Origin of the sequence: Micromonospora sp. NBC_01739, assembly GCF_035920385.1 — a bacterium.
Lineage (GTDB): Bacteria > Actinomycetota > Actinomycetes > Mycobacteriales > Micromonosporaceae > Micromonospora.
In genome coordinates, this window is record NZ_CP109151.1 from 4,848,154 (window position 1) to 4,872,980 (window position 24,827).

The following is a 24,827-nucleotide window of genomic DNA, read 5'->3' on the forward strand; positions in this document are numbered from 1 at the left end:
CGGCACGGCACAGGAGCAGAGCCGTACCGCGCGTCACCTGTGGTGACGTGTCATCGGCTCTGGGGATGAACGATCACCTCCGCGCGATCCAACCGCTCGCCCCGGGCCACCTGCCAACCGGATTCGCCGTACGCCTCGAAGGTGAGCCGGGCGCCGCCGGGGGCGCGGTAGTCGTGGTAGCGCATGATCCCGCTGGGGGCCAGCCCGGTGTCGCCGGTGGCGGTGTAGCGGGCCTCGCCGGACTCGCGCCAGCTGAACCGTCGGCCGGCGAACTCGATCACAGGGGCCCCGGCGGTACCGGCGTCGCCGGATTCGGACCACCAGAGCACCAGTTCGAACTCGGGGCTCTCCGCCACGGACAGTCGGCAGCGGCCGTCGGGATCGTCGAGCAGATGCTCGGCCCAGGTCCACTCGCCCTCGACCAGGCGGATCGAGCCGCGTACCGGATAGGTCAGGTCGCCGATCTCGACGATGTCCCCGACCTCGATGCGGCGGGGGTCCACCCGGGGACCGGGCGACCGCCCGGTGGTGGGCCGCCGTCGACCGAGCAGCATGGCCACCAGGGTCAACCCGAGCAGGCAGCCCAGCGCCGTCAACAGATACAGCATCGGCTTTTCCAGCTGGTCACCTCCGAGATCGGTGGGTCCGAGGTGCGCGGTGTGGGCCAGCCAGGGTTCAGGACTCGGCCAGTCGATTCGCGGCGTACGCCCCGACCGTGGTGCTGTCCAGGACGCAGCCGGTGGCGGTCTGTAGGGGCGCCGGGTCGGCTCGCAGCCGCTTCCAGGCCGCCTGCCCGGCCTGCGGGTCGAGCTGTTCCAGGAGGGTGGCCGCGTAGACCCGGGCGGCCGGTGAGCCCGCCGACAGCAGTCGTTCGAGCTGTCCGCGTACCTGCTCGGGGCGGTCGGCCGCCGCCTGCTCGATGTGCTGATACGCCTCGGTCTCCGGCAACATCGTCCCGGCCAGCCCCACCCCGCCGAAGGTGAGGGTCTCCGCCTCGGCCAGGGCCGCCATCGCCGCCGCCAACTCGTCGCGCTGTCGTCCCATCCCGAACATGCCTCCATCCTGACCCGACCCGGCCGGCGGCGCATCCCGTCCCGACGCCCCTGGCCTCGCAACGACCCGGGCCCGCAGCGACCAGGGGCGCCTGTGACCACTCAGGGCCCGCAGCGATCCCGGGCCCGGAACCACTCGGGGCCCGCAGCGCGACTGGACGCGATGCGGGCCCCGGAGGGTGGATGCGATCGTCAGGCGGCCGTCACCGAGAGGGCGTCCTTGCTGTCGGCCAGGTCGACCCGCACCGGGTCACCGTCGCGGATCGTGCCGGCCAGCAGAGCCTTGGCCAACTGGTCACCGATCGCGGACTGGACCAGCCGACGCAGCGGCCGGGCCCCGTAGATCGGGTCGTACCCGTGCTCGGCCAGCCAGGTGCGCGCGGCGTCGGTGACCTCGAGGGTCAACCTCCGGTCGGCGAGCCGACGCCGCAGCCGGGCGATCTGGATGTCCACGATGGCCCGCAGATCCTCGCCCTGGAGGGCGGCGAAGACCACGATGTCGTCCAGCCGGTTGAGGAACTCCGGCTTGAAGTGCGACCGGACCACCGCCAGCACCCCTTCGCGGCGCTGCTCCTCGGCCAGGGTCAGGTCGCTGATCACCGCCGATCCCAGGTTGGAGGTGAGGATCAGGATGGCGTTACGGAAGTCGACCGTACGGCCCTGGCCGTCGGTCAGGCGACCGTCGTCGAGCACCTGGAGCAGGATGTCGAAGACGTCCGGGTGGGCCTTCTCCACCTCGTCCAGCAGGATCACCGAGTAGGGCCGACGACGTACCGCCTCGGTGAGCTGGCCGCCCTCCTCGTACCCGATGTAACCGGGTGGGGCACCGACCAGGCGGGCCACGGAGTGCTTCTCGCCGTACTCGCTCATGTCGATGCGGACCATGGCCCGCTCGTCGTCGAAGAGGAACTCGGCAAGCGCCTTGGCCAGCTCGGTCTTGCCGACCCCGGTGGGGCCGAGGAACAGGAAGCTGCCGGTCGGGCGGTCCGGGTCGGCGACCCCGGCCCGGGCCCGGCGTACCGCGTCGGAGACCGCGCCGACCGCCTCGGCCTGGCCGACCACCCGCTCCCGCAGGGACTCCTCCATCCGCAGCAGCTTGGCGGTCTCGCCCTCCAGCAGCCGACCGGCGGGGATGCCGGTCCAGGAGGCGACCACCGCGGCGATGTCGTCCGCGCCGACCTCCTCCTTGAGCATCGCGCCGTCGGCCTGGAGCCGGGCCAGTTCCTCCGCCGCCTGCTTCAGCTCGTTGTTCAGCGCCGGGATGCGGCCGTACCGCAGCTCGGCGGCGCGTTCCAACTCCCCGTCCCGCTCGGCCCGCTCAGCCTCTCCGCCGAGGCGCTCCAACTCCTCCTTGGCGGTGGAGAGCTTGGTGATGTGGGCCTTCTCCAACTTCCACCGCTCGGACAGGGCGGTGAGCTGTTCCCGCTTGTCGGCCAGCTCCTTGCGCAACCGGTCCAGGCGCTCGGCGGAGGCCGGGTCCGGCTCCTTGGCCAGCGCCATCTCCTCGATCTCCAGCCGGCGAACCGCCCGCTCGATCTCGTCCACTTCTACCGGCCGGGAGTCGATCTCCATCCGGAGCCGGGAGGCCGACTCGTCGACCAGGTCGATCGCCTTGTCCGGCAGGAACCGGTCGGTGATGTACCGGTCGGACAGGGCAGCGGCGGCGACCAGGGCGGCGTCGGTGATGCGTACCCCGTGGTGCACCTCGTAGCGCTCCTTGAGCCCGCGCAGGATGCCGATGGTGTCCTCGACGGTCGGTTCCCCGACCAGCACCGGCTGGAAGCGGCGTTCCAGGGCCGGGTCCTTCTCGATGTGCTCGCGGTACTCGTCCAGGGTGGTCGCACCGACCATCCGCAGCTCACCACGGGCCAGCATCGGCTTGAGCATGTTGCCGGCGTCCATCGAGCCCTCGCCCTTGCCGGCGCCGACGACGGTGTGCAGCTCGTCCAGGAAGGTGATGACCTTCCCGTCGGAGTTCTTGATCTCTTCCAGGACGGACTTGAGCCGCTCCTCGAACTGCCCCCGGTAGGAGGCGCCAGCGACCATCGCCCCCAGGTCGAGTGAGACCAGCTTCTTGTCGCGCAACGACTCCGGCACGTCACCGGCGACGATGCGCTGGGCCAGGCCCTCCACGATGGCGGTCTTGCCCACGCCCGGCTCACCGATCAGCACCGGGTTGTTCTTGGTACGCCGGGACAGCACCTGGATCACCCGACGGATCTCGGAGTCCCGGCCGATCACCGGGTCGATCTTGCCGTCCCGGGCACTCGCGGTCAGGTCCACCCCGTACTTGGCCAGGGCCTGGTAGGTCTGCTCCGGGTCGGCGCTGGTGACCCGGCGGTCCCCACCCCGTACGGTCGGGAAGGCGGCCACCAGGGTCTCCTCGGTGGCCCCGGCGGCCTTCAGTGCCCCGGAGACCGCCCCACCCACCCGGGCCAGCCCGGCCAGCAGGTGTTCGGTGGAGGTGTACTCGTCGCCGAGCGGGCGAGCGATCTGCTCGGCCGCACCGATGGCGTTGACGAACTCCCGGGCCAAGGTCGGCTCGGCGATGCTGGAACCCCGGGCGGCGGGCAACGCGTCTAGGGCCCGTTGGGCGGCGCGGCGCAGCTCGGCGGGGTCGGCCCCGACGGCGCGCAGCAGGCCGGCAGCGGTCGAGCCCTCGGTGTCGAGCAACGACAGCAGCAGGTGCCACGGCTCCACGGTGGCGTGCCCGCGCTGGTTGGCCAGGGCGACGGCGCCGGTGATGGTTTCGCGGCTGCGGGTGGTGAGGCGTTCGGTGTTCATGGGCTCCCCTGGTTCGGCGTGTCCACTGGTACCGACAGAACCAGAGTTGAGTCTATTCCGCTCAACCCTGGGGGTGTGAGCTACCCCACAGCAACGCCTCAGTCCCGCTCCAGCACCACCTGCACCCAGGTGCGGTCGCCGAGCTGACCCAGGCCTAGCAGGATGCTGTCCGAGGTGCCGGCGAACAGGGTGCCGTCGGGCAGTCGCCGCAGGTAGTGCCGGTCGGTCACCGGCCAGGACAGGTCCAGGTACCGGCCGCCGAGCAGGGCCCCCGCACCGCGCGAACTGACCACCGCCACGATTCCGGAGCCCAACGGAACGGCCCGTCCGGCGCCCGGCTGCCCCTCGGCGCGTACCCCTCGCCAGGTGTCGCCCTCCAGGTGCCACAGCGCCGGGAAGTCGACCCGGTTCTCCGCCTCCCCGACCAGCCAGATCTCCCCGGCCACCGACTCCGCCCGGACCATCCACACCGCGCCGTCGGGGGCGGGCAGCGAGGTCTCCTGCCAGCGCCGCCCCTCGTCCCAGGAGATCGCGGCGTACGGCCTGCCGTCCTCGCCTGCCCCGGCCGCCACCAGCGGCCCGCGGTACTCCGTACCGTCGCGGACCATCCATCCCCCGCCCAGCGCCACCGAGTCCAGCCTGGGCAGCCGCGGCTGGGTGGCCAGGGGACGCAACCTCCTGCCGGTCCACCGGCCGACCTCGCCGGTCGCCTCGATGATCTGGAACCTGCCCTGACTGGCCTGCCACTGCCGCGGCACGGCCTCACCCGGGCTGTGCTGGAAGGTCCGGCCCTCGTCGGTGGAGGTCCACCAGCCGTGCGGCTCGGCCCACAGGGCCAGCGTCCCCGGCGCGGCGTACAACTGCTGATTGTCGGCGACCGGCTGGGGATGCCGGAGTCCCTGCCAGGACCGGCCGCCGTCCCCGGTGGCGAAGATCAGGGCGGGGCAGTCCGGTCCGGAGGGCCGGCTCTCGCAGGAGCCGAAGAGGGCGTAGCCCCGCGTGGCGTCGACGAACTCGACATACGGCTCGTCGTAGCGCTGCGGTACGGCCAGTCGGCTGGCCCGGATCTCCGCGACCCGGGTCGGGGCCGGACTCGACGGCGTCGAGGTCGAGGGCACCGGGGTGGGCGGGGGCCGACGGATGTCCCCGACGGAGCAACCCGCCAGCACCGGCACCACGGCCAGCAGCGCCATCCCACGTCTTGTTCGGGTGATCATCCAGTCTCCGTCACCTGAGCTGGTGTTCGTGCCGGTCAGGCTAGCGTCACCAGCCTGAGAGGTTCGCCACCACCTGATGACGGACTCGCGGCCCCGCCCCGCGTGAGATCGGTCGTACGGAGGATCCGACCCGTCCAACGGACGGTGAAGATGCTTCGGGCAGGGGCTACCCGTACCCGTCGGTACCGCGTTACCGTGTCGCCCCAGCAGCCAGGGTTCGCGGTGGGCGGACGACGCCCCGCGGGTAGAGCGGAAGGTTGGCCGGTGAGCGTGCAGGAGTCAACGTTCCGCGGCTTCGCCAACCCTGTCGACCCCAGCCCGACGGAACTGCGGACCTGGGCGTACAACCCCGACTCGGTGCCGTTGACCTCCATGCCCCCGGACTGGGATCTGCTGGTCTCCGGTGACCGGCTGGTGATGACCCTGTTCGAGCTGGCCATGGATCCGAGCTGTCCGGCCCGCCGGTTCGCCCTGCACTGCCTCTACATCTACGCGGCCGACGGCATCCGGACGAACTTCCGGGCACATCCTCGGCGACGCTTCCGCAAGCTGGTGGACCAGGCCGAGCGCAACGGCGACGAACTGATGCGTACCTGGGCCCACAACAGCCGGGTGCTGCTGGCCCGGCCGGAGTTGTTCGTCTACCGGGAATGGTGTGAGGGCGGGCTGGTCCGGGAGGGCCGCCGGCTGTAACTCCGCCTGCGGGTCAAGCTCAGGAGTCACCGCGCGAACGGGCCGGGACCCCCCGTGGCTCCCGGCCCGCACGTCAACGCGATCCGCCCCCGGCGCGGCGGTGCTGGTCGGTGCGTACCTGGCCGGCGCCGTGTCCGCCCCGGCCACCTGGCACCGGCCGTACCCGGCGGTCGCCACCGTCGCCGCGGTTGCCGGGTCGGGCCGGACCGAAGCGACCAGAGGTGACCTGATCGGAGAAGCGCCCCTTGAGGATCCGGTCGAATCGCTCCCGGACCCGCTCGGTCAGGTCGTCGAACCGGTGCTCCGCATCTTCGGCCACCTTCTTCGCGGCTTCCGTCATGGCTCCTCCCGCCCAGCTGGGAGACCGCCTCAGGCCCCTTGTCGTGGAGGCTAACGAAGGCAGCCCGCCCCCCGCTCGGATTCGGGGAAACGGGCTTCGCCTTCCGGCCATCGGTGTCCGCTGCGGCGGAGCTGAGCAGCCGCGCAGACCGCCAGGTCAGCGGTCGGGGCCGCGGCGCGGGCGCCAGACCACCAGGGCGGTGGAGGTCCGGTTGGTCGGCACCAGGTCACGGCCGGGGAAGCGGGCCAACGACTCCAGTTCGGCCATCCGCCGGTACGCCGCCTCCAACTCCGCCTCCAACTGGGCCACCCGCTGCTGGGCCTGCTCCAACAGCTGTTCCAGGCCGATGATCCGCTTGATCCCGGCCAGGTTGACCCCGTCGTCCTGACTGAGCCGCTGCACCTCGCGCAGCAGCACCACGTCCCGGACGCTGTACCGGCGTCCGCCGCCGGCCGCCCGGCCGGCCTGCACCAGGCCCAGCCGGTCGTACTGACGCAGGGTCTGGGGATGCATCCCCGCCATCCGCGCCGCAACCGAGATCATCAGCACCTTGGCCTCGTAGGCGGGGTCATCCGAACCGACGAACCCGTCCATCCCGCTCACCTCCGCACCGCTTCACCGAGTCAACTGAATCGACGCACCCGCGCGTCGAGATGTTCCCTGGCCGCCGGCGGGCTCTGCGCGGCGAAGGTCTCCAGGGCCGCCCGCGCCTCGTCGGACACCCGGGCCGGCACCACCACCTCCAGGGTGACGAGCAGGTCACCGGCCTGCCCGTCGCGGCGAGTCACCCCCTTGCCCCGGGCCCGCAGGATCCGTCCGCTGGGGGTACCCGGCGGCACCCGCAGGGTCACCGCACCGTCGAGGGTCGGCACCCGCAGATCAGTGCCGAGCACCGCCTCGGTGAAGGTGATCGGCACGGTCAGGGTGAGGTCGTCGCCGGTACGCCCGAACAGATCGTCGGGGCGCACCTTGACCTGCACGAACAGGTCCCCGGCCGGGCCGCCCCGGACTCCCGGCTCACCCCGGCCGGCCAGCCGGATCCGCTGGCCGTCGGCCACCCCCGCCGGGAAGCGGACGTTGAGGGTACGGGTCTTGGTCACCCCGCCGGTGCCTTGGCACTCCGGGCACTTCTCGTCGACGACCGTGCCGACCCCCTGGCAGTTGCGGCAGGGCTCGGAGAAGCTGAAGGCACCCTGGTTGCGGGTGGTCACCCCGGCACCGTGGCAGACCGGACAGGCCCGCGGCTGGGTGCCCGGCTTGGCACCGTTGCCGTGGCAGGTTTCGCAGACCCCGGGGGCCCGCAGGGTCAAGGGCAGGGTCACTCCCCGGACGGCGTCGTTGAAGTCGAGGGCCACCTCGGTCTCGACGTCCCGCCCCCGCGCCGGACCGGGCGCACCGCCCCCGGCACCACCCTGGCCGCCCGAGAAGATCGAACTGAACAGGTCGGAGATGTTGCCCCCGGCGAACCGACCGCCGCTGGGAGAGGCCCCGCCGAACAGGTCGGAGACGTCGAAGGGCGTCCCACCGGGCTGACCGCCCTGGCGGGCGCCCCGCCGGAACGCGCCCGAGCCGAACAGCGACCGCATCTCGTCGTACTCGCGGCGCTTGGTGTCCTCGCCCAGCACGGCGTACGCCTCGGAGACCGCCTTGAAGCGCTCCTCGGCCTTGGGGTCGCCGGGGTTGTGGTCCGGATGGGACTCCCGGGCCAGCTTCCGGTACGCCTTCTTGATCTCGTCAGCGGAGGCGGTCTTCGCCACGCCCAGGACCGCGTAGTAGTCCTTCTCGATCCAGTCCTTGGAACTCAACGTCCACCTCCTCCCCGCTGCCGGGCCGCCCCGCCCGCCCTGACTCGGCGGACGGGACGGCCCGATGCACCGTCGCGCACTATTCCGGATCGGCCACCGCGACCATCGCCGGCCGCAGCAGTCGTTCACCCATCTGGTAGCCCCGCCGCATCACCTGCACGCAGGTCGGTTCGGTGACCTCGGGCGAGGTCTGGTGGGCCACCGCCTCGTGCCGGGTCGGGTCGAACGGATCGCCCTGCTCCCCGAAGGGAGTCAGGCCGAACTTGCCCAACGTGGTGATCAGTTGCTCGGCCACCGAGCCGAAGGGGCCGACCAGGTCGCCGTGCTCCCGGGCCCGGTCCAGGTCGTCCAGGATCGGCAGCAGGGCGGTGAGTACGGAACCGGTCGCCTGTTCGGTGACCAGCCCACGGTCCCGCTCCACCCGCTTGCGGTAGTTGGCGTACTCGGCCGTGACCCGCTGCAGGTCCCGGGTGCGCTCCTCCAGGTCGGAGCGGAGCGCCGCCAGGTCGCCGGCCGCCCCCTCCGCTGCCTTCTCGGCCGTGGGCTCCCCGACCGGACTGGCCGGGGAGTCCACCACCGGCGGGCCATCGGTGGCGGGTTCGCTCAACGCTGAGGCCTCGACCTTCATGGTGTCGACCACCACCTCGGCGTCCTCGACCAGACCTTCGGCCGAGACGTCCGATCCGGCGTCGGCAGCCGCACCGGCCGCCTCGGAGGACTTGTTGATCTTGCGGTTGTTGCGGATGACGACCCGCGGCGCGTCACCGGTGGCCGGCTCCGACGCCGAGCCACCCGGCGCCGACCCGGTGTCACCCGGGTCAGCGGCTCGTGGCTTCTCCGTCATACGACTACCTCATCCCTGCGCCCGTGAGTCTGCGTAGTCCGGTCCCTCACTTCTTGTCCTCGTCGACGATCTCCGCGTCGACCACGTCGTCCGCACCGGGCCGGGCACCGCCCGGGGCTCCGCCGGCCGCACCGGCCGCACCGGCGGCACCGGGGTCACCCGGCTGGGCCTGCTCGCCCTGCTGGGCGTAGAGCAGCGAGCCCGCCTCCTGCGAGACCTGCGCCAGCCGCTCGTGGGCCGACTTGATCTTCTCGATGTCGCTGCCACCCAGGGCACCGCGCAGCTCACCGAGGGCCTCGTTGAGCTTCTCGCGGTTCTCGGCGGGGAGCTTGTCACCGTTCTCGGCGAGGAACTTCTCGGTCTGCCACTGCAGGGCCTCGGCGACGTTGCGGGTCTCCGCCTCCTCGCGGCGGCGCTTGTCCTCCTCGGCGTGCTCCTCGGCGTCCCGGCGCATCCGCTCGATGTCATCCTTCGGCAGCGAGGAGCCGCCGGTGATGGTCATCTTCTGCTCCTTGCCGGTGCCCAGGTCCTTCGCGTGGACGTTGACGATGCCGTTGGCGTCGATGTCGAAGGTGACCTCGATCTGCGGCACCCCACGCGGGGCCGGCGGAAGACCGGTCAGCTCGAAGGTGCCGAGCTTCTTGTTGTACGCCGCGATGTCGCGCTCACCCTGGAAGACCTGGATCAGCACCGACGGCTGGTTGTCGTCGGCCGTGGTGAAGACCTCGGACCGCTTGGTCGGGATGGTGGTGTTGCGCTCGATCAGCTTGGTGAAGATGCCACCCTTGGTCTCGATGCCCAGGCTCAGCGGGGTCACGTCGAGCAGCAGGACGTCCTTGACCTCACCCTTGAGCACACCGGCCTGCAGGGCGGCGCCGACGGCGACGACCTCGTCCGGGTTGACACCCTTGTTGGGCTCCCGGCCGGTGAGCTCCTTGACCAGGTCGGTCACGGCCGGCATCCGGGTCGAGCCGCCGACGAGGATCACGTGGTCGACGTCGGCGACCTTGATCCCGGCGTCCTTGACGGCCTGCTCAAACGGGATCTTGCAGCGGTCCAGCAGGTCCTGCGTCATGCGCTGGAACTCGGCCCGGCTGAGCGTCACGTCCAGGTGCAGGGGGCCGGCCGCACCGGCGGTGATGTACGGCAGGTTGATGTTGGTGGTGGTGGCGGCGGACAGCTCGATCTTGGCCTTCTCGGCCGCCTCCTTGAGCCGCTGCATCGCCATCTTGTCCTGCGACAGGTCGATGCCGTGCTCACCACGGAAGGTCTTGACCAGGTGATCCATGATCCGCTGGTCCCAGTCGTCACCGCCGAGCAGGTTGTCACCGCTGGTCGACTTGACCTCGATGACCCCCTCGGCCAGCTCCAGCAGGGACACGTCGAAGGTGCCGCCACCGAGGTCGAAGACCAGGACGGTCTGCTCCTTGGAGCCCTTGTCCAGCCCGTACGCCAGGGCCGCCGCGGTCGGCTCGTTGACAATCCGCAGCACGTTGAAGCCGGCGATCTCACCGGCCTCCTTGGTGGCCTGGCGCTGGCCGTCGTTGAAGTACGCCGGGACGGTGATCACCGCGTCGGTGATCTGCTCGCCCAGGTAGGCCTCGGCGTCCCGCTTGAGCTTCATCAGGGTGCGGGCCGAGATCTCCTGCGGGGTGTACTTCTTGCCGTCGATGTCGACGGACCAGTTGGTGCCGATCTCCCGCTTGACCGAACGGATGGTCCGGTCCGGGTTCGTCACCGCCTGACGCTTGGCTACCTCGCCGACGAGCACCTCGCCGTTGCGGGCGAACGCGACGATCGACGGGGTCGTCCGCGAGCCCTCAGCGTTGGCGATGACGGTGGGCTCACCGCCCTCCAGAACGCTGACGCAGGAGTTCGTCGTGCCGAGGTCGATACCGACCGCACGTGCCATCTTCGCTTCCTCGCTTCGTAACGTTGAGCAGGTGACGGGCCTCCCGTCACCCCGCCCGGCAGGCGCCGCCCGCTGCGACCCCACCTCAAGTTGAGTGAACTTGACTCAATAGTGCCACGCCCACTGTAATCGTCAAGTCAGGGTTGAGCCCACCAGGCGCAACCCGCCTGGTGGGCGATCGGTTGTCTTACCTTGTGTCGGTCGGGCACGCTTTAGCGGTGACGACGAACGGCGATCCCGGCTCACCTCCCGGCGCGCCCGCCGTCGCAGCCCGCACCGGCCCGACCGACGCCGGGGAGGACCGGCCCGCCGGGGACGATCGCCTGCCCGACGCCCTGTCCGGCCTGCGCGCCGCGATCGGGGCCGCCGGTTTCCCCCTCGTCCTGCCCTCGGCCGAGCCCGCCGAGCGGACCGGGGTCGCCCTGGCCGCCCAACTGGACGACTATCTGCTGCCCCGGCTGGCCCGCCTGGACGCCCCGCTGCTCGTGGTGGTCGGCGGATCCACCGGTGCCGGCAAGTCGACCCTGGTCAACAGCCTGGTGCAGGCCCGGGTCAGCGCCGCCGGGGTGCTGCGTCCGACCACCCGCTCACCCGTGCTGGTCTGCAATCCGGCCGACTCGCCCTGGTTCCGCCGAGGGGAACTGCTGCCCGGCCTGACCCGTACCAACCAGCCCAGTGACGACCCGGGCACCCTGCACCTGGTCACCGCCCCGGCGCTGGCCCCCGGGCTGGCCTTCCTGGACGCCCCCGACATCGACTCCGTGGTCGACGCCAACCGGGCCCTGGCCGGCCAACTGCTGGCCGCCGCCGACCTCTGGCTCTTCGTGACCACGGCCGCCCGGTACGCCGACGCCGTGCCCTGGGAACTGCTGCGCGGCGCCCGGGCCCGAGGCGCGGTGATCGCCATGGTGCTGGACCGGGTGCCGGCCGAGGCCACCGAGGAGGTGGCCGCCCACCTGGCCGAGATGCTCGCCGAACAGGGTCTGGGCTCGGCCCCGCTGTTCGTGCTGCCGGAGACCTGGGTCGACGGGCAGGGTCTGCTGCCCGCCCGGGTCACCGCACCCCTGGCCGACTGGTTCGCCCGGCTGGCCGCCGACGCCGACGCGCGGTCGGCGGTGATCCGGCAGACCCTGGGCGGCGCCCTGGCCGCCCTGCAACCGGCCGTGGAGGGCCTGGCGGTCGCCGCAGACGACCAGGTGGCCGCCGCGGAGGCCCTGGATGATCGGGTACACGCCGCGTACCGGGCCGCGAACCACACCGTCGAGCAGGGGCTGCGCGACGGCCGGCTGCTGCGCGGCGAGGTGCTGGCCCGCTGGCAGGAGTTCGTCGGCACCGGCGACTTCTTCCGCACCCTGGAGGCACGCATCGGCCGGCTGCGGGACCGGCTGGTGGCCGCCTTCAGCCGACGTCCGGCCCCCGCCACCGAACTACGCGAGGCGATCGAATCCCAGCTGGTCACCCTGCTGCGGGCGGTGGCCGCCGAGGCGGCCGAGGCGGCGTACACCGGCTGGCGGGCCCATCCGGCCGGGGCCGCCCTACTCACCCCGGACCTCGCCCACCCCGGTGCCGACCTGCCCGAACGCGCCGAGCGGCTGGTCCGGGACTGGCAGCGGGGGGTGCTGGAACTGGTCCGCGACGAGGGCGGCGACCGGCGGTTCGTGGCCCGTACGGCGGCCTACGCGGTGAACGCCACCGGGCTGGTTGTCATGATCGCCGTTTTCGCCTCGACCGCCTTCATCCCTACCGGGCTGGAGGTCGCCACCGGAGCGGGCACCACGGTCGCCGGACAGGCCGTACTGCAAGCGATCTTCGGCGACCAGGCGGTGCGTACCCTGGCCAACAAGGCCCGGGAGGACCTGCTGGACCGGGTGCGGACCCTGCTGGAGACGGAGGCCGACCGCTACCTGACCCGGACCGAGCAGGCCCGGCCGCTGGCGCAGACCGCTACGGCGTTGCGCCAGGCCGCCGAGCAGGTGGAGGCGGCCCGGGTGAGCAGCGGATTCGCCGACCTGAGTGAGCCGGCCGACCGGGGGCGGTCGGCGTGAGGGCATGGACCAGCCGGGAGCGGCCATGATGGGGATGGGCGGACGCCTGCGTGAGGCGTTGCGGGCGGACGGCCGGGTCGACGCCGACCAGTTGGTCGCCCGACTGGAGGCGATCCGCCGGTTCCTCGGCATCGTCGACGGCCACCTGCCGGACACTCCGCTGGTGCCGGCCCGCACCCTAGTCGAACGGGCCGGTACCCGACTCTCCCTCTCCCGCGACCACACCGTCGTGGCCCTGGCCGGGGCGACCGGCAGCGGCAAGTCCAGCCTGTTCAACGCGATGGCCGGGATGGATCTCTCCACTGTCGGGGTACGGCGACCGACCACCGGGGTGGCCCACGCCTGCGTGTGGGGTCCCCTGGACGGTGGCACCCGACTGCTGGACTGGCTCGGCGTACTGCCCCGGCACCGGTTCGTCCGGGAGAGCGCGCTGGACGGCGACGACGAGTCCACCCTGCACGGGCTGATCCTGCTGGACCTGCCGGACTTCGACTCCGTGCAGCACTCCCACCGGTTGGAGGTGGACCGGCTGCTCGGCCTGGTCGACCTGGTGGTCTGGGTGGTCGATCCGCAGAAGTACGCCGACCGGGTGGTGCACGACAGCTACCTGCGCGAGTTCCGCCGGCACCGCGAGGTGACCGTGGTCGTGCTCAACCAGGTCGACCGACTGCCCCCGGCCGAGGTATCCCGGGTGCTGGCCGACCTGCGTCGACTGCTCGACGCCGACGGGCTGGAAGGGGTGCCACTGCTGGCCACCACGGTCGCCGACCCGGCCGGGACCCAGGGGCTGCGTGAGGCGCTGGAACGCAGCGTCGCCCAGCGGCAGGCCGCCCTGCGCCGGCTCTCCGGTGACCTGGACGCCGTGGTCGCCGCCCTGGACGAGATGGTCGGGGCCCCCCAGGCGACGCTGAGCACTGGCGATCCCTCGGTGGCCGCACTGGACCGGGCCCTGGTAGCCGCCGCGGGGGTACCGACCGTCGTGGCGGCGGTGGAGCAGGCGTACCGGCACCGGGCCGCCTCGACCACCGGCTGGCCGCTGGTACGGGCCTGGCGGCGGCTGCGCCCCGATCCGCTGCGTCGGCTGCACCTTCCCGACCGATCCGGTACGGCACCCGAGGCGGCGAGTCTGGTCGCCGCCACCTCGGTGCCGGAGCCCAGCAGCGCTGACCGGTCCGCGTTGGGGCTGGCGGTGCGCACGGTGGCCGAGGGGGCCGGTGCCGGCCTGCCCAGCGGCTGGCCGAACGCGGTCACCGCGGCGGCCCGGTCCCGACTGGGCGACCTGCCGGACGCCCTGGACCGCGCGATCTCCGGCACCGACCTGGGGATGGACCGTCCCCGGACCTGGTGGCGACTGGTCGGGGCGGTGCAGTGGCTGGTGACCCTGGCCGCCGTGGCCGGGCTCGGCTGGCTGGCCCTCGGCTACGCCCTGCGGGCCCTGGGGTTGCCGGAACTGCGTCATCCGATGGTCGGTGAGGTGCCCGTGCCGACCCTGCTGCTGCTCGGCGGGCTGCTGGCCGGGTTGCTGGTGGCGGCCCTGACCCGACCGGTTACCCGGTGGGCCGCCGGACGGGCCCGCCGACGCGCCGAGGCCCGGTTGACCAGCGCGGTGGCCGAGGTGGGCGAGGAGTACGTGCTGGCACCGGTCCGGGCGGTGATCGCCGCGCACGCCGATGCCCGGACCGTCCTGGAGGTGGCCCGACACCGGTGACCGCCCCGAGGGGACTGCGCTCACCCCTGGTCGGGCCCTCGGCGGCGTAGTGTCAGCACATGGCCACGCCACAGACCCCGTACGAAGCCGTGCTGCACGCCGCCCGCGACGTGACCAAGCTCGACACCGCCCTCGACGCGGAGATGCTCGGTGCGGCGCTGCTGGGCAGCGTGTACGAGGTAGCGGAGACCGACCGGGAGACGGCCGTACGCGAGTTCGTGGCCGGTTTCCTGGCGGCGACCTCCCGACGGCGGGCCCTGGCCGCGACCACCGTACGCGCGGTGTTCGCCGCCCTGGTGCCGGACGCCGAGGGCGCGGACCGGGTTCGCCCCGGTGCCGCTGCCCCGGCCTGGTCCGGGCAGCTGGGTCGGGTGCATCTCACCGGCACCTGGGCGTACGGCGACGTCTACGGCGACCAGACCTCCTATCTGGCCACCTTCGCCTACGACGACACCCTGGGTGGGCCGGAGCACGCGTTGATCGCGCTGGTGGACCACAACATCGGCATCGCCAAGGACGTCTTCATCGGCGGGCCGGCGAGCCGGATCCTGGCCCAGGTGCGGCAGTTGTGCGCCGAGGACGAGCTGACCTGGTTCCGGGAGGAGGAACCGAGCCGGATGCGTGACGAGGTGACCCGGCATCTGGCCGTCACCGACCAACTCGGGCAGTTGCCCGGGGCCAGTTCCCTGGCCACCGATCGCGCCCTGGTCGGGGCCCGGCTGGCCATCCTCCCGGCCGGGCCGGGAGGCGCCGCGCCGGTGCCCCCCGCCGATCCGCTGCCGGCCGCCGTACGCAGCGACGAGATCCGACGGTTCCTGGCCTCCCCGGAGGCCGTCCGGGCGGGGTTCGACGACCTGGACGGCGCGGAGTTGGCCTCCCTGCACTTCTGCCTGGGCCTGCTGCTGGACCATGCGGCCACCTTCGCCGACGCCGACCCCCTGCGCTGGAGCCCGACCGTGGCCGGGTTCTTCCTGCTCGACTGGGTGCACCGCCGGGCCGTACTGGACATGGACGACGCCGCGATGCTGCCCCGGGTGCTGCGGGCCTGGGCCGGGTACGCCGCCCGCAGGCGTGGCCTGCCGGAGACGGCCGCAATCGGTACGGACACCGCCATCGCGGAGATGGTGCCGGAGTTCGTCCGGCTCTACGCCACCGGTGAGCGGCGCAGCCCGGCGACCGCCGCGGTGGCCCAGTTGATGGCCGACGGGGTGGACCCGGACGACCCGGCCGCCCTGGACGCCTGGATCGACGCCAACCGGCACCGCCTGGCCGACGAGGGCTGACCCGCCCGGGTCAGCGCAGCAGGGCGTAGACCACCGCCGCTACCAGGGCACCGAGCAGGCCACCGGTGAGCACCTGGGCGGGGGTGTGGTCACCCAACCGGACCCGGGACCAGCCGACCAGCCCGAGCAGCGGGGTGGCGAGCAACAGCCAGGCGCCGAAGGTGACGACCAGCACCACGAGGGTGCCGGCCGCCACCGCAGAGTGGATCGACATCTTCCACCAGTGGCTGACCGTCACCGCCACCAGCAGGCCCACCAGTCCGGCGGTGACCAGTGCCAGTACGGGTCTGGGGGCGCCGAGCACGGCCAGCAGGGCCAGCCCGGCGGCGACCGAACCGAGCCCGAACAGCAGCGGCACCCGCCGTTGTTCGCGTACCCGGATGTGGTGATCGGTCAGCTGGCCCCGGCGCACCCCACCGAGGATGTACGCCATCGGGATCAGGCTGACGAAGACCACGGCCACCAGGCCCCAGCCCAGGCCCCTCGCCGTGCCCTGGGCGCTGTGCCAGCCGATCACCACGGTCAGCAGCGACACCAGGACGGCGGGCGCGGTCAACTCGGTGACGATCCGGGCCAGTCGCAGCCCCGGGCCGGGCCGGACCGCAGCGACCTCGTCGGTGGCCAGGTCACGGTCGACCAAGATTCGATCCCCTGCTTCGCTCCGGTCCGTCGAGGGCGATGTGCCGCCGTGCTCACCGTACCGTCGGCGAAGGGGTGCTTCCTCAGTGTTCGGCGGCGGGGGCCGGCTCGGCCGAGATCCCGGGCTCCGTCGGGCTACCGGGCTGCGCCGATGTGGACGGATCCGTCGTGACGCAGGGCTGGCTGCTGGCCACCGGGTCGGTCATGTTCGGTGGTTCTGCCGAGGCAGTGGGCTCGGCGGGCGGATCCGGGTCCGGGGCGGCACTGGGCTCGGCCGGCGGATCGGGCGACACCGAGGGGGTGGGGGGTTCGCTCGGGGGGGTCGGCTTCGGCGTGGGCGAGGTGCCCGGCAGGGGCCGGGTCGGGGTGGGGGTGGGTGCCGGGCTGGGGCGTGGGTACGGCGCGGGGGTGGGCAGCGGTGGCCGGGGGGAGTTCGCCGGTGGGGCCACCTGACGCTGCGGGGTCAGGTCCACCGGAGGGGGGATCGGCCCGGGGTCGGGTCGGTCAGTCGGGCTGACCGGTGGGGCGGCCGGAGCGGTCGAGGGTAAGGCCGTCGGGGTGGCCGGCGCGGCGCCGGTGGGGGGTGGCGGAATGACCACCGGCCCCACGGAGGGCGTCGGGATGAAGGGGGTGCCGCTGTCCGGCAGGGCGGTGCTGCCCACGGTCGCCGAGCCGGTGCTGATCGCGGCCAGCACCGGCATCGAGGCCGTACCGGCCAGCAGGGCGACCGTCAGCAGGTAGCCCCGGGAAGGGCCGGCGGTGCGTACCGCCCGGTGGGCGCCGATCACTCGGCGGTAGCCCTCCGGTGGCCGGTGCCGACCGGGTGTCTCCGCGCCCTCAGCTGGTTCCGACACCACGCACTCCTCGCCGTCACCGGGGCCGGGACCGCCATGAGCAGCCCGGGGGGCACCGAGGTCGGCACGGGGCCCACCCGAGAAGCGTGGGTCAGTGGCCGCGCCGCAGCCAACCCCCCGCAGCGTGGCGAAACACCCCATCTGACCGAATGGCGACAAATATCGCCGGTTCGGCCGGGAGTCGCTGGACCAGACACCTCGGCATTTCAGGTAACGAACCGGACCCGGGCCGGGATGCGGAGCAGGCAGGGTGTGGGACGGCTCACCCATGATGCGAATATGGACCCACGACGGCAGTGCAGCCGCGACCTCCGCGCACCACGCGGTAGGCGCGACTGGGCGCCGACGCTCCCCGAACCGGGTTCGGCCATGAATCCGGCTCACGCCGCGCGGCAACCCCCACCGGGGCTAGGCGCGGTCGCCAGGAACCGATCCCGGCACCAGCCGGGGCGGGCTCACGAGTCGCGCGGCCGGGTGACCCCCCGGTGCCGACGCAGACACGACAGGGAGAGACGGATGGCAAAGGGCGACCCCGGGGCCAGCACCCGCGGCCGACGAGCCGCACCCCGATCCAGGAAGGCTCCGACCGGCGACCCGGAGCTGGTGCAACTGCTCACCCCGACGGGTGAGCGGATCGACAGCGTCACCGGCCCGGACGGCGTCGAATACCGTGTCGACTTCACCGACGAGGAATACCGCGGCCTCTACCGCGACCTGGTCCTCGTTCGGAAGTTGGACGCCGAGGCCACCGCCCTGCAACGGCAGGGCGAGCTGGGCCTGTGGGCCAGTCTGCTGGGCCAGGAGGCCGCGCAGGTCGGTTCCGGTCGGGCGCTACGCGCGCAGGACATGGCCTTCCCGACCTACCGGGAGCACGGCGTCCTCTACTGCCGTGGCATCGATCCGATCATGCCCCTGGGCCTGTTCCGCGGCGTCGACCAGGGCGGCTGGGATCCGAACGAGTTCAAGTTCAACATGTACACGATCGTGATCGGGGCGCAGACCCTGCACGCGACCGGGTACGCCATGGGCGTCGTCATGGACGGCAAGACCGGCGGCGAGGACGGCGAGGCGGTCATCGCCTACTTCGGTGACGGTGCCACCAGCCAGGGCGACGTGAACGAGGCCTTCGTCTGGGCCAGCGTCTTCAACGCCCCGCTGGTGTTCTTCTGCCAGAACAACCAGTACGCCATCTCCGAGCCCCTGGAGCGGCAGACCCGGGTTCCGCTGTACCGGCGGGCCGCCGGCTTCGGCTTCCCCGGCGTCCGGGTGGACGGCAACGACGTGCTGGCCACGTACGCGGTGGCCCGGCACGCCCTGGACAACGCCCGGCAGGGGCAGGGCCCCAGCCTGATCGAGGCGTACACCTACCGGATGGGGGCGCACACCACCTCCGACGACCCGACCCGCTACCGCATCGCCAGCGAGGTCGAGGCCTGGCAGGCCAAGGATCCGATCGCCCGGATGAAGGCCTTCCTGGAACGGGAGAAGATCGCCGACGGCGACTTCTTCGCCGAGGTCGACGAGCAGGCCCGCCGGGAGGCGATCGACCTGCGCGAGCGGGTGCTGGCCATGCCGGACCCGGCACCGGTCACCATGTTCGACCACGTCTACCCCAACGGGTCGCCGCTGCTCGACGAGCAGCGCGCGCAGTTCAACAAGTACTTCGACTCGTTCGAGGGGAGCGCGCACTGATGGCCACGGAGACGCTCACCCTCGGCAAGGCCCTCAACATCGGCCTGCGCAAGGCCCTGGAGAACGACCCCAAGGTCGTCATCATGGGCGAGGACGTCGGCAAGCTGGGCGGGGTCTTCCGGATCACGGACGGGTTGCAGAAGGACTTCGGTGACCAGCGGGTGATCGACACCCCGCTGGCCGAGTCCGGCATCATCGGCACCGCGGTCGGCCTGGCCATCCGGGGCTACCGGCCGATCTGCGAGATCCAGTTCGACGGCTTCGTCTACCCCGCCTACGACCAGATCGTGTCGCAGGTGGCGAAGATGCACTACCGCTCGGGCGGCAAGCTGCGCATCCCGATGGTCATCCGGATTCCCTTCGGTGGCGGCATCGGGGCGGTGGAGCACCACTCGGAGTCCCCCGAGGCGTACTTCGCCCACACCGCCGGCCTGAAGGTCGTCTCCTGCGCCAACCCGCAGGACGCCTACGTGATGATCCAGCAGGCGATCGCCTCGGACGACCCGATCGTGTTCCTGGAGCCTAAGCGCCGCTACTGGGAGAAGGGGCAGGTCGACCTGGACGCCCCGCTGTCCGAGGCGTACCCGCTGCACTCGGCCCGGGTGGTGCGGCCGGGCACGGACGCCACCCTACTGGCGTACGGCCCGATGGTGCGCACCTGCCTGGACGCGGCGACCGCCGCGGCCGAGGACGGCCGCAACCTGGAGGTCATCGACCTGCGTACCCTCTCCCCGCTGGACCTGGGTCCGGTGTACGAGTCGGTGCGGCGCACCGGCCGCGCGGTGGTGGTGCACGAGGCGCCCTCCAATGTGGGCCTGGGGGCGGAGATCGCGGCCCGGATCACCGAGGAGTGCTTCTACTCCCTGGAGTCGCCCGTGCTGCGGGTGACCGGCTTCGACACCCCCTACCCGGCCGCCCGGGTGGAGGAGGAGTACCTGCCCGACCTCGATCGGGTGCTCGACGCCGTCGACCGCACCTTCGGCTGGTGAGCGCCATGTCCCGGATCAAGGAGTTCAACCTTCCCGACCTCGGCGAGGGCCTGACCGAGGGCGAGATCCTCGCCTGGCTGGTCAAGGTGGGCGACACCATCGAGCTGAACCAGCCGATCGTCGAGGTGGAGACCGCCAAGGCGGCCGTGGAGATCCCGGCCAAGTGGGCCGGTCAGGTGCAGGCCATCTTCCACCCGGAGGGCACCACGGTCGAGGTCGGTACGCCGATCATCGCGATCGACACCGACCCGGCTGCCGGGCCGATGCCGGAGGAGCTGCCCACCCCCTCGGCGGCCTCGCTGGCCGCGGTGGACATCGCTCCGGCGGAGGGGGCGGTCGAGCCGGGCCTGATCGGTGGTCCCGCCCCGGGTGGGCGTACCGCCGTCCTGGTCGGCTACGGCCCCCGCACCACGGCCGCGAAGCGCCGGCCCCGCAAGGGCGCGACCCCGACCCAGGCCCCCGCCCCGGCTCCGGTGCCGGTCCAGGCCACCCCGGCGCCTGCGGCGGTGCCTGCTGCCCCTGTGGCGGTGAACGGCAACGGGCACCTGGCCGGGCCGGTGCTGGCCAAGCCGCCGGTCCGCAAACTGGCCAAGGACCTCGGGGTAGACCTGCGTACCCTGACCGGCTCGGGTCCGCTGGGCTCGATCACCCGGGAGGACGTACAGCGGGCCGTGGCGGCACCGGCGGCGGCCGAGCCACTGACGGTAGGCGCGGCGACCACCTCCGCCGCGAGCTTCGGCGCCGACCGGGAGCAGCGCATCCCGGTCAAGGGGGTACGCAAGCTCACCGCCGAGAATATGTCCCGCTCGGCGTTCACCGCTCCCCATGTCACCGAGTTCCTGACCATCGACATGACCAGGGCGATGAAGGCCCTGGACCGGCTGCGTGGCCGACGTGAGTGGCGCGAGGTACGGGTCTCGCCACTGCTGCTGGTGGCGAAGGCGGTGCTGCTGGCGGTCAAGCGACACCCGATGGTCAACTCGACCTGGGCCGGCGAGGAGATCGTCGTCAAGGAGTACGTCAACCTGGGTATCGCGGCGGCCACCGAGCGCGGCCTGATCGTGCCGAACATCAAGGATGCCGGGCGACTGACCCTGCGTGAGCTGGCCGACGCGCTGACCGACCTGGTGCAGACCGCCAAGGCCGGTAAGACCTCGCCGGCCGCCATGTCCGGCGGCACCCTGACCATCACCAACGTCGGCGTGTTCGGGGTGGACACCGGGACCCCGATCCTGCCGCCGGGGGAGTCGGCGATCCTGGCCTTCGGCGCCGTACGCGAGCAGCCCTGGGTGCACAAGGGCAAGGTCAAGCCCCGCATGGTCACCACCCTCGCGCTCTCCTTCGACCACCGGATCATCGACGGTGAGCTGGGTTCGAAGTTCCTGCGCGACATCGGTGACTTCCTCACCGACCCCGAGGTGGCCCTGCTCGCCTGGACCTGACCCGGTACGACGACGGCCGGTGTGCCACGGGTGAACGCCCGGCACACCGGCCGTTGCCGTTGGGCGAAGAATCCCGGTCCACACTCCACCCGGACCTAAGATTCTTAGGTTCGTGTTGCAGCTCACCTAATAATCGATGGATATCCGCGTGGTTCTGGGGTTAAATAGAGACCACAAGGGGCCGACAACCGAATAGCACAGCAGGAGAGACAGACCATGAGCATGATCGAGCGAATCCGTACCCGCCGTGACGCGAACCGGCGCGCCCGCGCCATCGAGCGAGCCCTGCGCTCCGCGAGTTCGCCGTCCGTCCGCGACGAGATCCTCGCCATCGCCCAGCGTCACACGCACTGACGCCACCCGACTTCAACTCACCTCCCCAACCACGACCCGCCCGGCGCACCGGGCGGGTCGTTGGCATTGGGCTCGGGCAGTGACACCGGGATACCGCCTCACCCCAGCGCCCGGTACGGTGGTTCACGGTCGTCACCCCGCCCCGGGCAGGTCACGCGATAGATGCGGATCGACATCGCCCGGCAACAGACAGTGACGATCGGCGCTCCCCGGATGCGCCCCGGTGACTACCGGATACGGTGCGGGGAGCCGGCACGGCCGGCACGCCGGCACCGCCGGCTGCCCGGCCGAGAGATCGGCGACGGCGGCCGACATGTGATGGAGGAGGCGCACGCATGACGTCCGAGGGCCCGCACCACCCCGGCCACGAGCCGGACGAGGTGCCGCCGGGCGGCGGCGGATCGGCGCCGTACGGCGACCGCCCGGTTCAGCAGGACAACGGATACGGCGCACCCGCCCCGGATCTCGGCTGGGCTCCGCCACCACCAGCCCGGCCTGACCAGGCCGCCCCCGCCTGGGCGAGTCAGCCGGGCGCGGGTTGGGGTGGCCCACAAGCGACCCGGCAGGCGCAGAGCCCGAACTCCGGCACCTGGGCACCGCCCGCCGGCGGGCAGCCCTCCTGGACCGCACCGAACGAGCAACCCGCCAGCGGCCAGCCCGCCTGGGCGGCACAGGGTGAGCAACCGGCCGGCGGTCAGCCGTCCTGGAACGCACAGGGCGAGCAACCGGCCGGTGGCCAGCCGTCCTGGGCGGCCCAGGGTGAGCACCCCGCCGCCAACTGGCCGGCGCCGTCCACCTCGGACCAGCCTGCCTGGGCCAACGGTGGGCAGAGCAACCCGGCCTGGGGTGGTGGTGGCACCACATCGGAGACTCCCTCACCGGCTGAGTGGACTCCCCATCAGACCGCCCCCGACCAGTCGACCGGCGGCCAGCCCGGCTCCGCCCGGCCCGGTGGCTGGGCTGCCGGCCAGCAGCCGGAGTGGAACGCCGCCCCCCGCCCCGATGAGCAGCCGCCAGGCTGGGCCACCACCGCAGGCCCGCCCGAGTCTCCCCAGCAGCCCGACTGGGCGCAGGGTGGCTCGCCGGCTCAGCCGAACTGGGCGCAGCAGGTTGGTGCACCCGCCCAGCCCGATTGGGCGCAGCAGGCCGGTTCGCCCGCTCAGCCGGATTGGCAGGCCGGTCCGTCCGGGCAGCCGGGCTGGGCGCAGTCCGATCAGCCGGTGACCCGGGCCGAGCCGCCGACCCGCGCCGAGCCGGCCCGGGCAGTGGCCCAGGTACCCCAGGCCGACCCGGCGCCCCAGCCGCCCGCCGGTCGCGACGACACGGCCCGTGGCGGCGCCTGGCCCGCCGAGCAGCAGGAACAACCCGGCTGGGCCACCGGTCAGGCCCGGCAGCCGGAGACCGGCGGCTGGGCCGGTGACCAACGGTCGACCGACGACCGGCAACCCGGCAACGACCGGCCCGCGCAGCCCGACTGGGCCACCCCGCAGCAGGCCGAGCCGACCGGCTGGTCCGGCAGCAGCGGCCCGGCCGACGAGCGGCCCCAATGGTCGCCTCCCGGTCAGGACCGCCCGGCTGCCGCCTGGACCCCCACCGAGACCCCGGGTGCGGCAGCCCCGCTGCCCTCGCGTACCGGCACCGACCGCGCGCCACTGGGCGAGGTCGAGCCATGGGCGCCGGGTGAGGCCTGGGGCAGCAGCGGAGCGCCCGAGGCCGGTGCACCCCGGGCCGAGGCCGGTCGCTCCGACGAGAGCCCGGTCTATCAGCCCGCTCCGGCTCCGGGCATCTCGCCGGCCAACATGGTCCCGCTGCCCCCGCAGGAACAGCGGGTCCCCGGTGCCAGCCTGGCCGCCGTACCCCCGGCCGACTACCCCGCCCCGGGCCAGTACTCCGGCGAGCAGCACCCGCAAGGCCCGCGTACCGGCGGCGAGCAGCCGGGCTGGGGCCAGCCCGAGCCGCGACAGGACGAGGCGCAGCCCTCGGCCGAGGCCGTGATCCCCAACCCCCGGACCTCGCCCGAGTCCGTCGGCCGGGCCACTCCGCCGCCGGCCGCCGGCGCCGTCTCGGCCAGTGCCTCCGTACCGACCACCAGCCGGGTCACCCCGCCGGCCGACCACGTGGTGCGCCCGACCGGCAATCCGGCCCCCCGGGTGTACGGCCGACCGGCCCGCCCGGAGCCGGAGGAGCCGGTCCAGGAGCGGGAGGAGCAGCCCTCGGCGCCCCGGTTCGACCAGGGCCCGGACCCGCGCTTCGGGGAGCACGAGCAGCCTGGTCCGCGCGGTTTCGCCGGTGCGGTCGCTCCGGCCTCACCCGCCTTCCCGCCGGGCCTGCCGAGCTTCGCCGACGCCCCGGCGACCGACCGCCCGGTCAACGGCGTCAAGCCGCACGCCGAGCCGCCCTCGCCCGCCGACCGCTTCGGCGGCCCCTCCGGTGGTGCCTCCCGTGACCCCTTCGGCGGCCCGTCCGGCGGTCCGTCTGGTGACCCCTTCGGTGCCCCGCCCGGTGATCCTTTCGGCGGCCCGTCCGGTGGTGCCTCTCGGGACCCCTTCGGCGGCCCGAACGACCGTCCCGGGGTCACCTACGGCTCCCCTGCCCGCCCGGATTCCGGCGGCAACCACACCACGGCCTTCCCCTCGGGGCCGCAGGCGAACGCCCCGTGGAGCCCGGACGCACCGGCCGCCGAGCCGGAGCAGGGCCGATTCGACGCGTTCAAGCCGGTAGCCGAGCCGGCCGCCGACGTGCCGCCGCCGCCGAAGGTACGCAACGGTCGGGTGCTGGCCGCGGTGCTGGTGGCCGCCGTGCTGATCCTCGCCATCCCGCTTGGCCTGCTGCTGCTGCTCGGCAAGTTCGGCGGCTCGGACGACAACGCCTTCGACCCGGCGGTCGGCTCCTGCGTCAAGCGCTCCGGCGAGACCGCCATCGAGGCGGTGTGCGGGGAGCCGGAGACCTTCAGCGTGGTGTCGAAGGTCGACTCGAAGGACAAGTGCCCCGACCCGGCCCTGCCGTACGTCGAGTTGCGCGGCAACGTGGAGAACCCGGTGCTCTGCCTGAAGAACGCCGCCGGCTGATCACTGGCACCACCCGAAACGCGAAGCGCCCGCCCTCACCAAGAGGGCGGGCGCTTTCGCATACTCCGGTGGTCCAGAGGCGGCCCGATCGTGGCAGTGCAGCTGC

20 protein-coding genes are annotated in these 24,827 nt (G+C 72.6%); 9 read left to right on the top strand and 11 right to left on the bottom strand.

The genetic code is table 11. The features are described from left to right. Positions 1 to 50 precede the first annotated feature (50 nt). The 4 genes from OIE53_RS21975 to OIE53_RS21990 all read right to left on the bottom strand — a co-directional run bounded on the left by OIE53_RS21975 (position 51) and on the right by OIE53_RS21990 (position 5,053). Positions 51 to 620: a DUF4178 domain-containing protein gene (locus OIE53_RS21975; protein ID WP_327027323.1), complete on the bottom strand. Its 570-nt coding sequence runs from the start codon at positions 618 to 620 to the stop codon at positions 51 to 53. A gap of 55 nt (positions 621 to 675) precedes the next feature. Beyond that, complete coding sequence (locus OIE53_RS21980) at positions 676 to 1,053, bottom strand: hypothetical protein (RefSeq protein WP_327027324.1); 378 nt, start codon at positions 1,051 to 1,053, stop codon at positions 676 to 678. A gap of 191 nt (positions 1,054 to 1,244) precedes the next feature. Next, positions 1,245 to 3,836, bottom strand: a complete 2,592-nt coding sequence (clpB, locus tag OIE53_RS21985) for an ATP-dependent chaperone ClpB (RefSeq protein WP_327023405.1) — start codon at positions 3,834 to 3,836, stop codon at positions 1,245 to 1,247. Positions 3,837 to 3,934: 98 nt separating this feature from the next. Beyond that, positions 3,935 to 5,053 carry a hypothetical protein gene (locus OIE53_RS21990; protein ID WP_327023406.1) on the bottom strand — a complete coding sequence of 373 codons (1,119 nt, stop codon included), beginning with the start codon at positions 5,051 to 5,053 and terminating at the stop codon, positions 3,935 to 3,937. Positions 5,054 to 5,317: 264 nt separating this feature from the next. Between OIE53_RS21990 and OIE53_RS21995 the strand changes: the two genes are divergently transcribed. Beyond that, on the top strand, positions 5,318 to 5,746 hold the full coding sequence (locus OIE53_RS21995; RefSeq protein ID WP_327023407.1) for a hypothetical protein: 429 nt from the start codon (positions 5,318 to 5,320) through the stop codon (positions 5,744 to 5,746). A 73-nt stretch (positions 5,747 to 5,819) separates the two neighbouring features. Here the strand turns inward: OIE53_RS21995 and OIE53_RS22000 are convergent, their stop codons facing one another. The 5 genes from OIE53_RS22000 to dnaK form a co-directional block, all read right to left on the bottom strand. After that, entirely contained in the window at positions 5,820 to 6,086 is a 267-nt protein-coding gene (locus OIE53_RS22000; RefSeq protein WP_327023408.1) for a hypothetical protein, read from the bottom strand. Positions 6,087 to 6,242: 156 nt separating this feature from the next. Then, entirely contained in the window at positions 6,243 to 6,680 is a 438-nt protein-coding gene (locus OIE53_RS22005; protein WP_327023409.1) for a heat shock protein transcriptional repressor HspR, read from the bottom strand. Positions 6,681 to 6,709: 29 nt separating this feature from the next. Continuing rightward, positions 6,710 to 7,891 carry a molecular chaperone DnaJ gene (dnaJ, locus tag OIE53_RS22010; protein WP_327023410.1) on the bottom strand — a complete coding sequence of 394 codons (1,182 nt, stop codon included), beginning with the start codon at positions 7,889 to 7,891 and terminating at the stop codon, positions 6,710 to 6,712. A 79-nt stretch (positions 7,892 to 7,970) separates the two neighbouring features. After that, a complete protein-coding gene (grpE, locus tag OIE53_RS22015; protein WP_327023411.1) occupies positions 7,971 to 8,735 on the bottom strand; it encodes a nucleotide exchange factor GrpE in 765 nt (254 codons plus the stop codon). A 46-nt stretch (positions 8,736 to 8,781) separates the two neighbouring features. Next, positions 8,782 to 10,647, bottom strand: a complete 1,866-nt coding sequence (dnaK, locus tag OIE53_RS22020; RefSeq protein WP_327023412.1) for a molecular chaperone DnaK — start codon at positions 10,645 to 10,647, stop codon at positions 8,782 to 8,784. Positions 10,648 to 10,865: 218 nt separating this feature from the next. Here dnaK and OIE53_RS22025 point away from each other — a divergent pair, with 218 nt between their 5' ends. From OIE53_RS22025 to OIE53_RS22035, 3 genes are read left to right on the top strand one after another with little or no spacing between them, the layout of a single operon-like run. Then, positions 10,866 to 12,692, top strand: coding sequence for an ABC transporter (locus OIE53_RS22025; protein WP_327023413.1), 1,827 nt, complete (start codon positions 10,866 to 10,868; stop codon positions 12,690 to 12,692). 25 nt (positions 12,693 to 12,717) lie between these two features. Continuing rightward, the gene (locus OIE53_RS22030; RefSeq protein ID WP_327027325.1) at positions 12,718 to 14,400 is read left to right on the top strand and encodes a GTPase; all 1,683 of its coding nucleotides are present in this window, start codon (positions 12,718 to 12,720) and stop codon (positions 14,398 to 14,400) included. 59 nt (positions 14,401 to 14,459) lie between these two features. Beyond that, a complete protein-coding gene (locus tag OIE53_RS22035) occupies positions 14,460 to 15,683 on the top strand; it encodes a hypothetical protein (RefSeq protein WP_327023414.1) in 1,224 nt (407 codons plus the stop codon). 10 nt (positions 15,684 to 15,693) lie between these two features. Here the strand turns inward: OIE53_RS22035 and OIE53_RS22040 are convergent, their stop codons facing one another. Next, positions 15,694 to 16,323, bottom strand: a complete 630-nt coding sequence (locus tag OIE53_RS22040) for a phosphatase PAP2 family protein (RefSeq protein ID WP_327023415.1) — start codon at positions 16,321 to 16,323, stop codon at positions 15,694 to 15,696. Between the two features lie 82 nt (positions 16,324 to 16,405). Next, positions 16,406 to 17,176, bottom strand: a complete 771-nt coding sequence (locus OIE53_RS22045; RefSeq protein WP_327023416.1) for a hypothetical protein — start codon at positions 17,174 to 17,176, stop codon at positions 16,406 to 16,408. Positions 17,177 to 17,692: 516 nt separating this feature from the next. Here OIE53_RS22045 and pdhA point away from each other — a divergent pair. The 5 genes from pdhA to OIE53_RS22070 all read left to right on the top strand — a co-directional run bounded on the left by pdhA (position 17,693) and on the right by OIE53_RS22070 (position 24,721). Next, complete coding sequence (gene pdhA / locus OIE53_RS22050; protein ID WP_327023417.1) at positions 17,693 to 18,868, top strand: pyruvate dehydrogenase (acetyl-transferring) E1 component subunit alpha; 1,176 nt, start codon at positions 17,693 to 17,695, stop codon at positions 18,866 to 18,868. Next, a complete protein-coding gene (locus OIE53_RS22055; RefSeq protein ID WP_327023418.1) occupies positions 18,868 to 19,857 on the top strand; it encodes an alpha-ketoacid dehydrogenase subunit beta in 990 nt (329 codons plus the stop codon). The genes pdhA and OIE53_RS22055 overlap by 1 nt, the downstream gene beginning before the upstream one ends. Positions 19,858 to 19,862: 5 nt before the next feature. Further along, entirely contained in the window at positions 19,863 to 21,299 is a 1,437-nt protein-coding gene (locus OIE53_RS22060) for a dihydrolipoamide acetyltransferase family protein (protein ID WP_327027326.1), read from the top strand. A 216-nt stretch (positions 21,300 to 21,515) separates the two neighbouring features. Continuing rightward, the gene (locus OIE53_RS22065) at positions 21,516 to 21,653 is read left to right on the top strand and encodes a hypothetical protein (RefSeq protein ID WP_327023419.1); all 138 of its coding nucleotides are present in this window, start codon (positions 21,516 to 21,518) and stop codon (positions 21,651 to 21,653) included. Positions 21,654 to 21,988: 335 nt separating this feature from the next. Next, positions 21,989 to 24,721 (top strand): LppU/SCO3897 family protein, encoded by a 2,733-nt coding sequence (locus OIE53_RS22070; protein ID WP_327023420.1) that lies wholly within the window; start codon positions 21,989 to 21,991, stop codon positions 24,719 to 24,721. The last annotated feature ends 106 nt before the right edge of the window (positions 24,722 to 24,827 follow it).

Excerpts from the sequence above, each read along its gene's own strand:
- OIE53_RS22060 (WP_327027326.1), top strand. The coding sequence starts at position 19,863 with ATGTCCCGGATCAAGGAGTTCAACCTTCCCGACCTCGGCGAGGGCCTG.
- OIE53_RS21980 (WP_327027324.1), bottom strand. The coding sequence starts at position 1,053 with ATGTTCGGGATGGGACGACAGCGCGACGAGTTGGCGGCGGCGATGGCG.
- OIE53_RS22065 (WP_327023419.1), top strand. The coding sequence starts at position 21,516 with ATGAGCATGATCGAGCGAATCCGTACCCGCCGTGACGCGAACCGGCGC.
- clpB (WP_327023405.1), bottom strand. The coding sequence starts at position 3,836 with ATGAACACCGAACGCCTCACCACCCGCAGCCGCGAAACCATCACCGGC.
- OIE53_RS22000 (WP_327023408.1), bottom strand. The coding sequence starts at position 6,086 with ATGACGGAAGCCGCGAAGAAGGTGGCCGAAGATGCGGAGCACCGGTTC.
- OIE53_RS22030 (WP_327027325.1), top strand. The coding sequence starts at position 12,718 with ATGATGGGGATGGGCGGACGCCTGCGTGAGGCGTTGCGGGCGGACGGC.
- OIE53_RS22070 (WP_327023420.1), top strand. The coding sequence starts at position 21,989 with ATGACGTCCGAGGGCCCGCACCACCCCGGCCACGAGCCGGACGAGGTG.
- dnaK (WP_327023412.1), bottom strand. The coding sequence starts at position 10,647 with ATGGCACGTGCGGTCGGTATCGACCTCGGCACGACGAACTCCTGCGTC.
- OIE53_RS22035 (WP_327023414.1), top strand. The coding sequence starts at position 14,460 with ATGGCCACGCCACAGACCCCGTACGAAGCCGTGCTGCACGCCGCCCGC.
- pdhA (WP_327023417.1), top strand. The coding sequence starts at position 17,693 with ATGGCAAAGGGCGACCCCGGGGCCAGCACCCGCGGCCGACGAGCCGCA.
- OIE53_RS22005 (WP_327023409.1), bottom strand. The coding sequence starts at position 6,680 with ATGGACGGGTTCGTCGGTTCGGATGACCCCGCCTACGAGGCCAAGGTG.
- OIE53_RS22055 (WP_327023418.1), top strand. The coding sequence starts at position 18,868 with ATGGCCACGGAGACGCTCACCCTCGGCAAGGCCCTCAACATCGGCCTG.
- OIE53_RS21990 (WP_327023406.1), bottom strand. The coding sequence starts at position 5,053 with ATGATCACCCGAACAAGACGTGGGATGGCGCTGCTGGCCGTGGTGCCG.
- grpE (WP_327023411.1), bottom strand. The coding sequence starts at position 8,735 with ATGACGGAGAAGCCACGAGCCGCTGACCCGGGTGACACCGGGTCGGCG.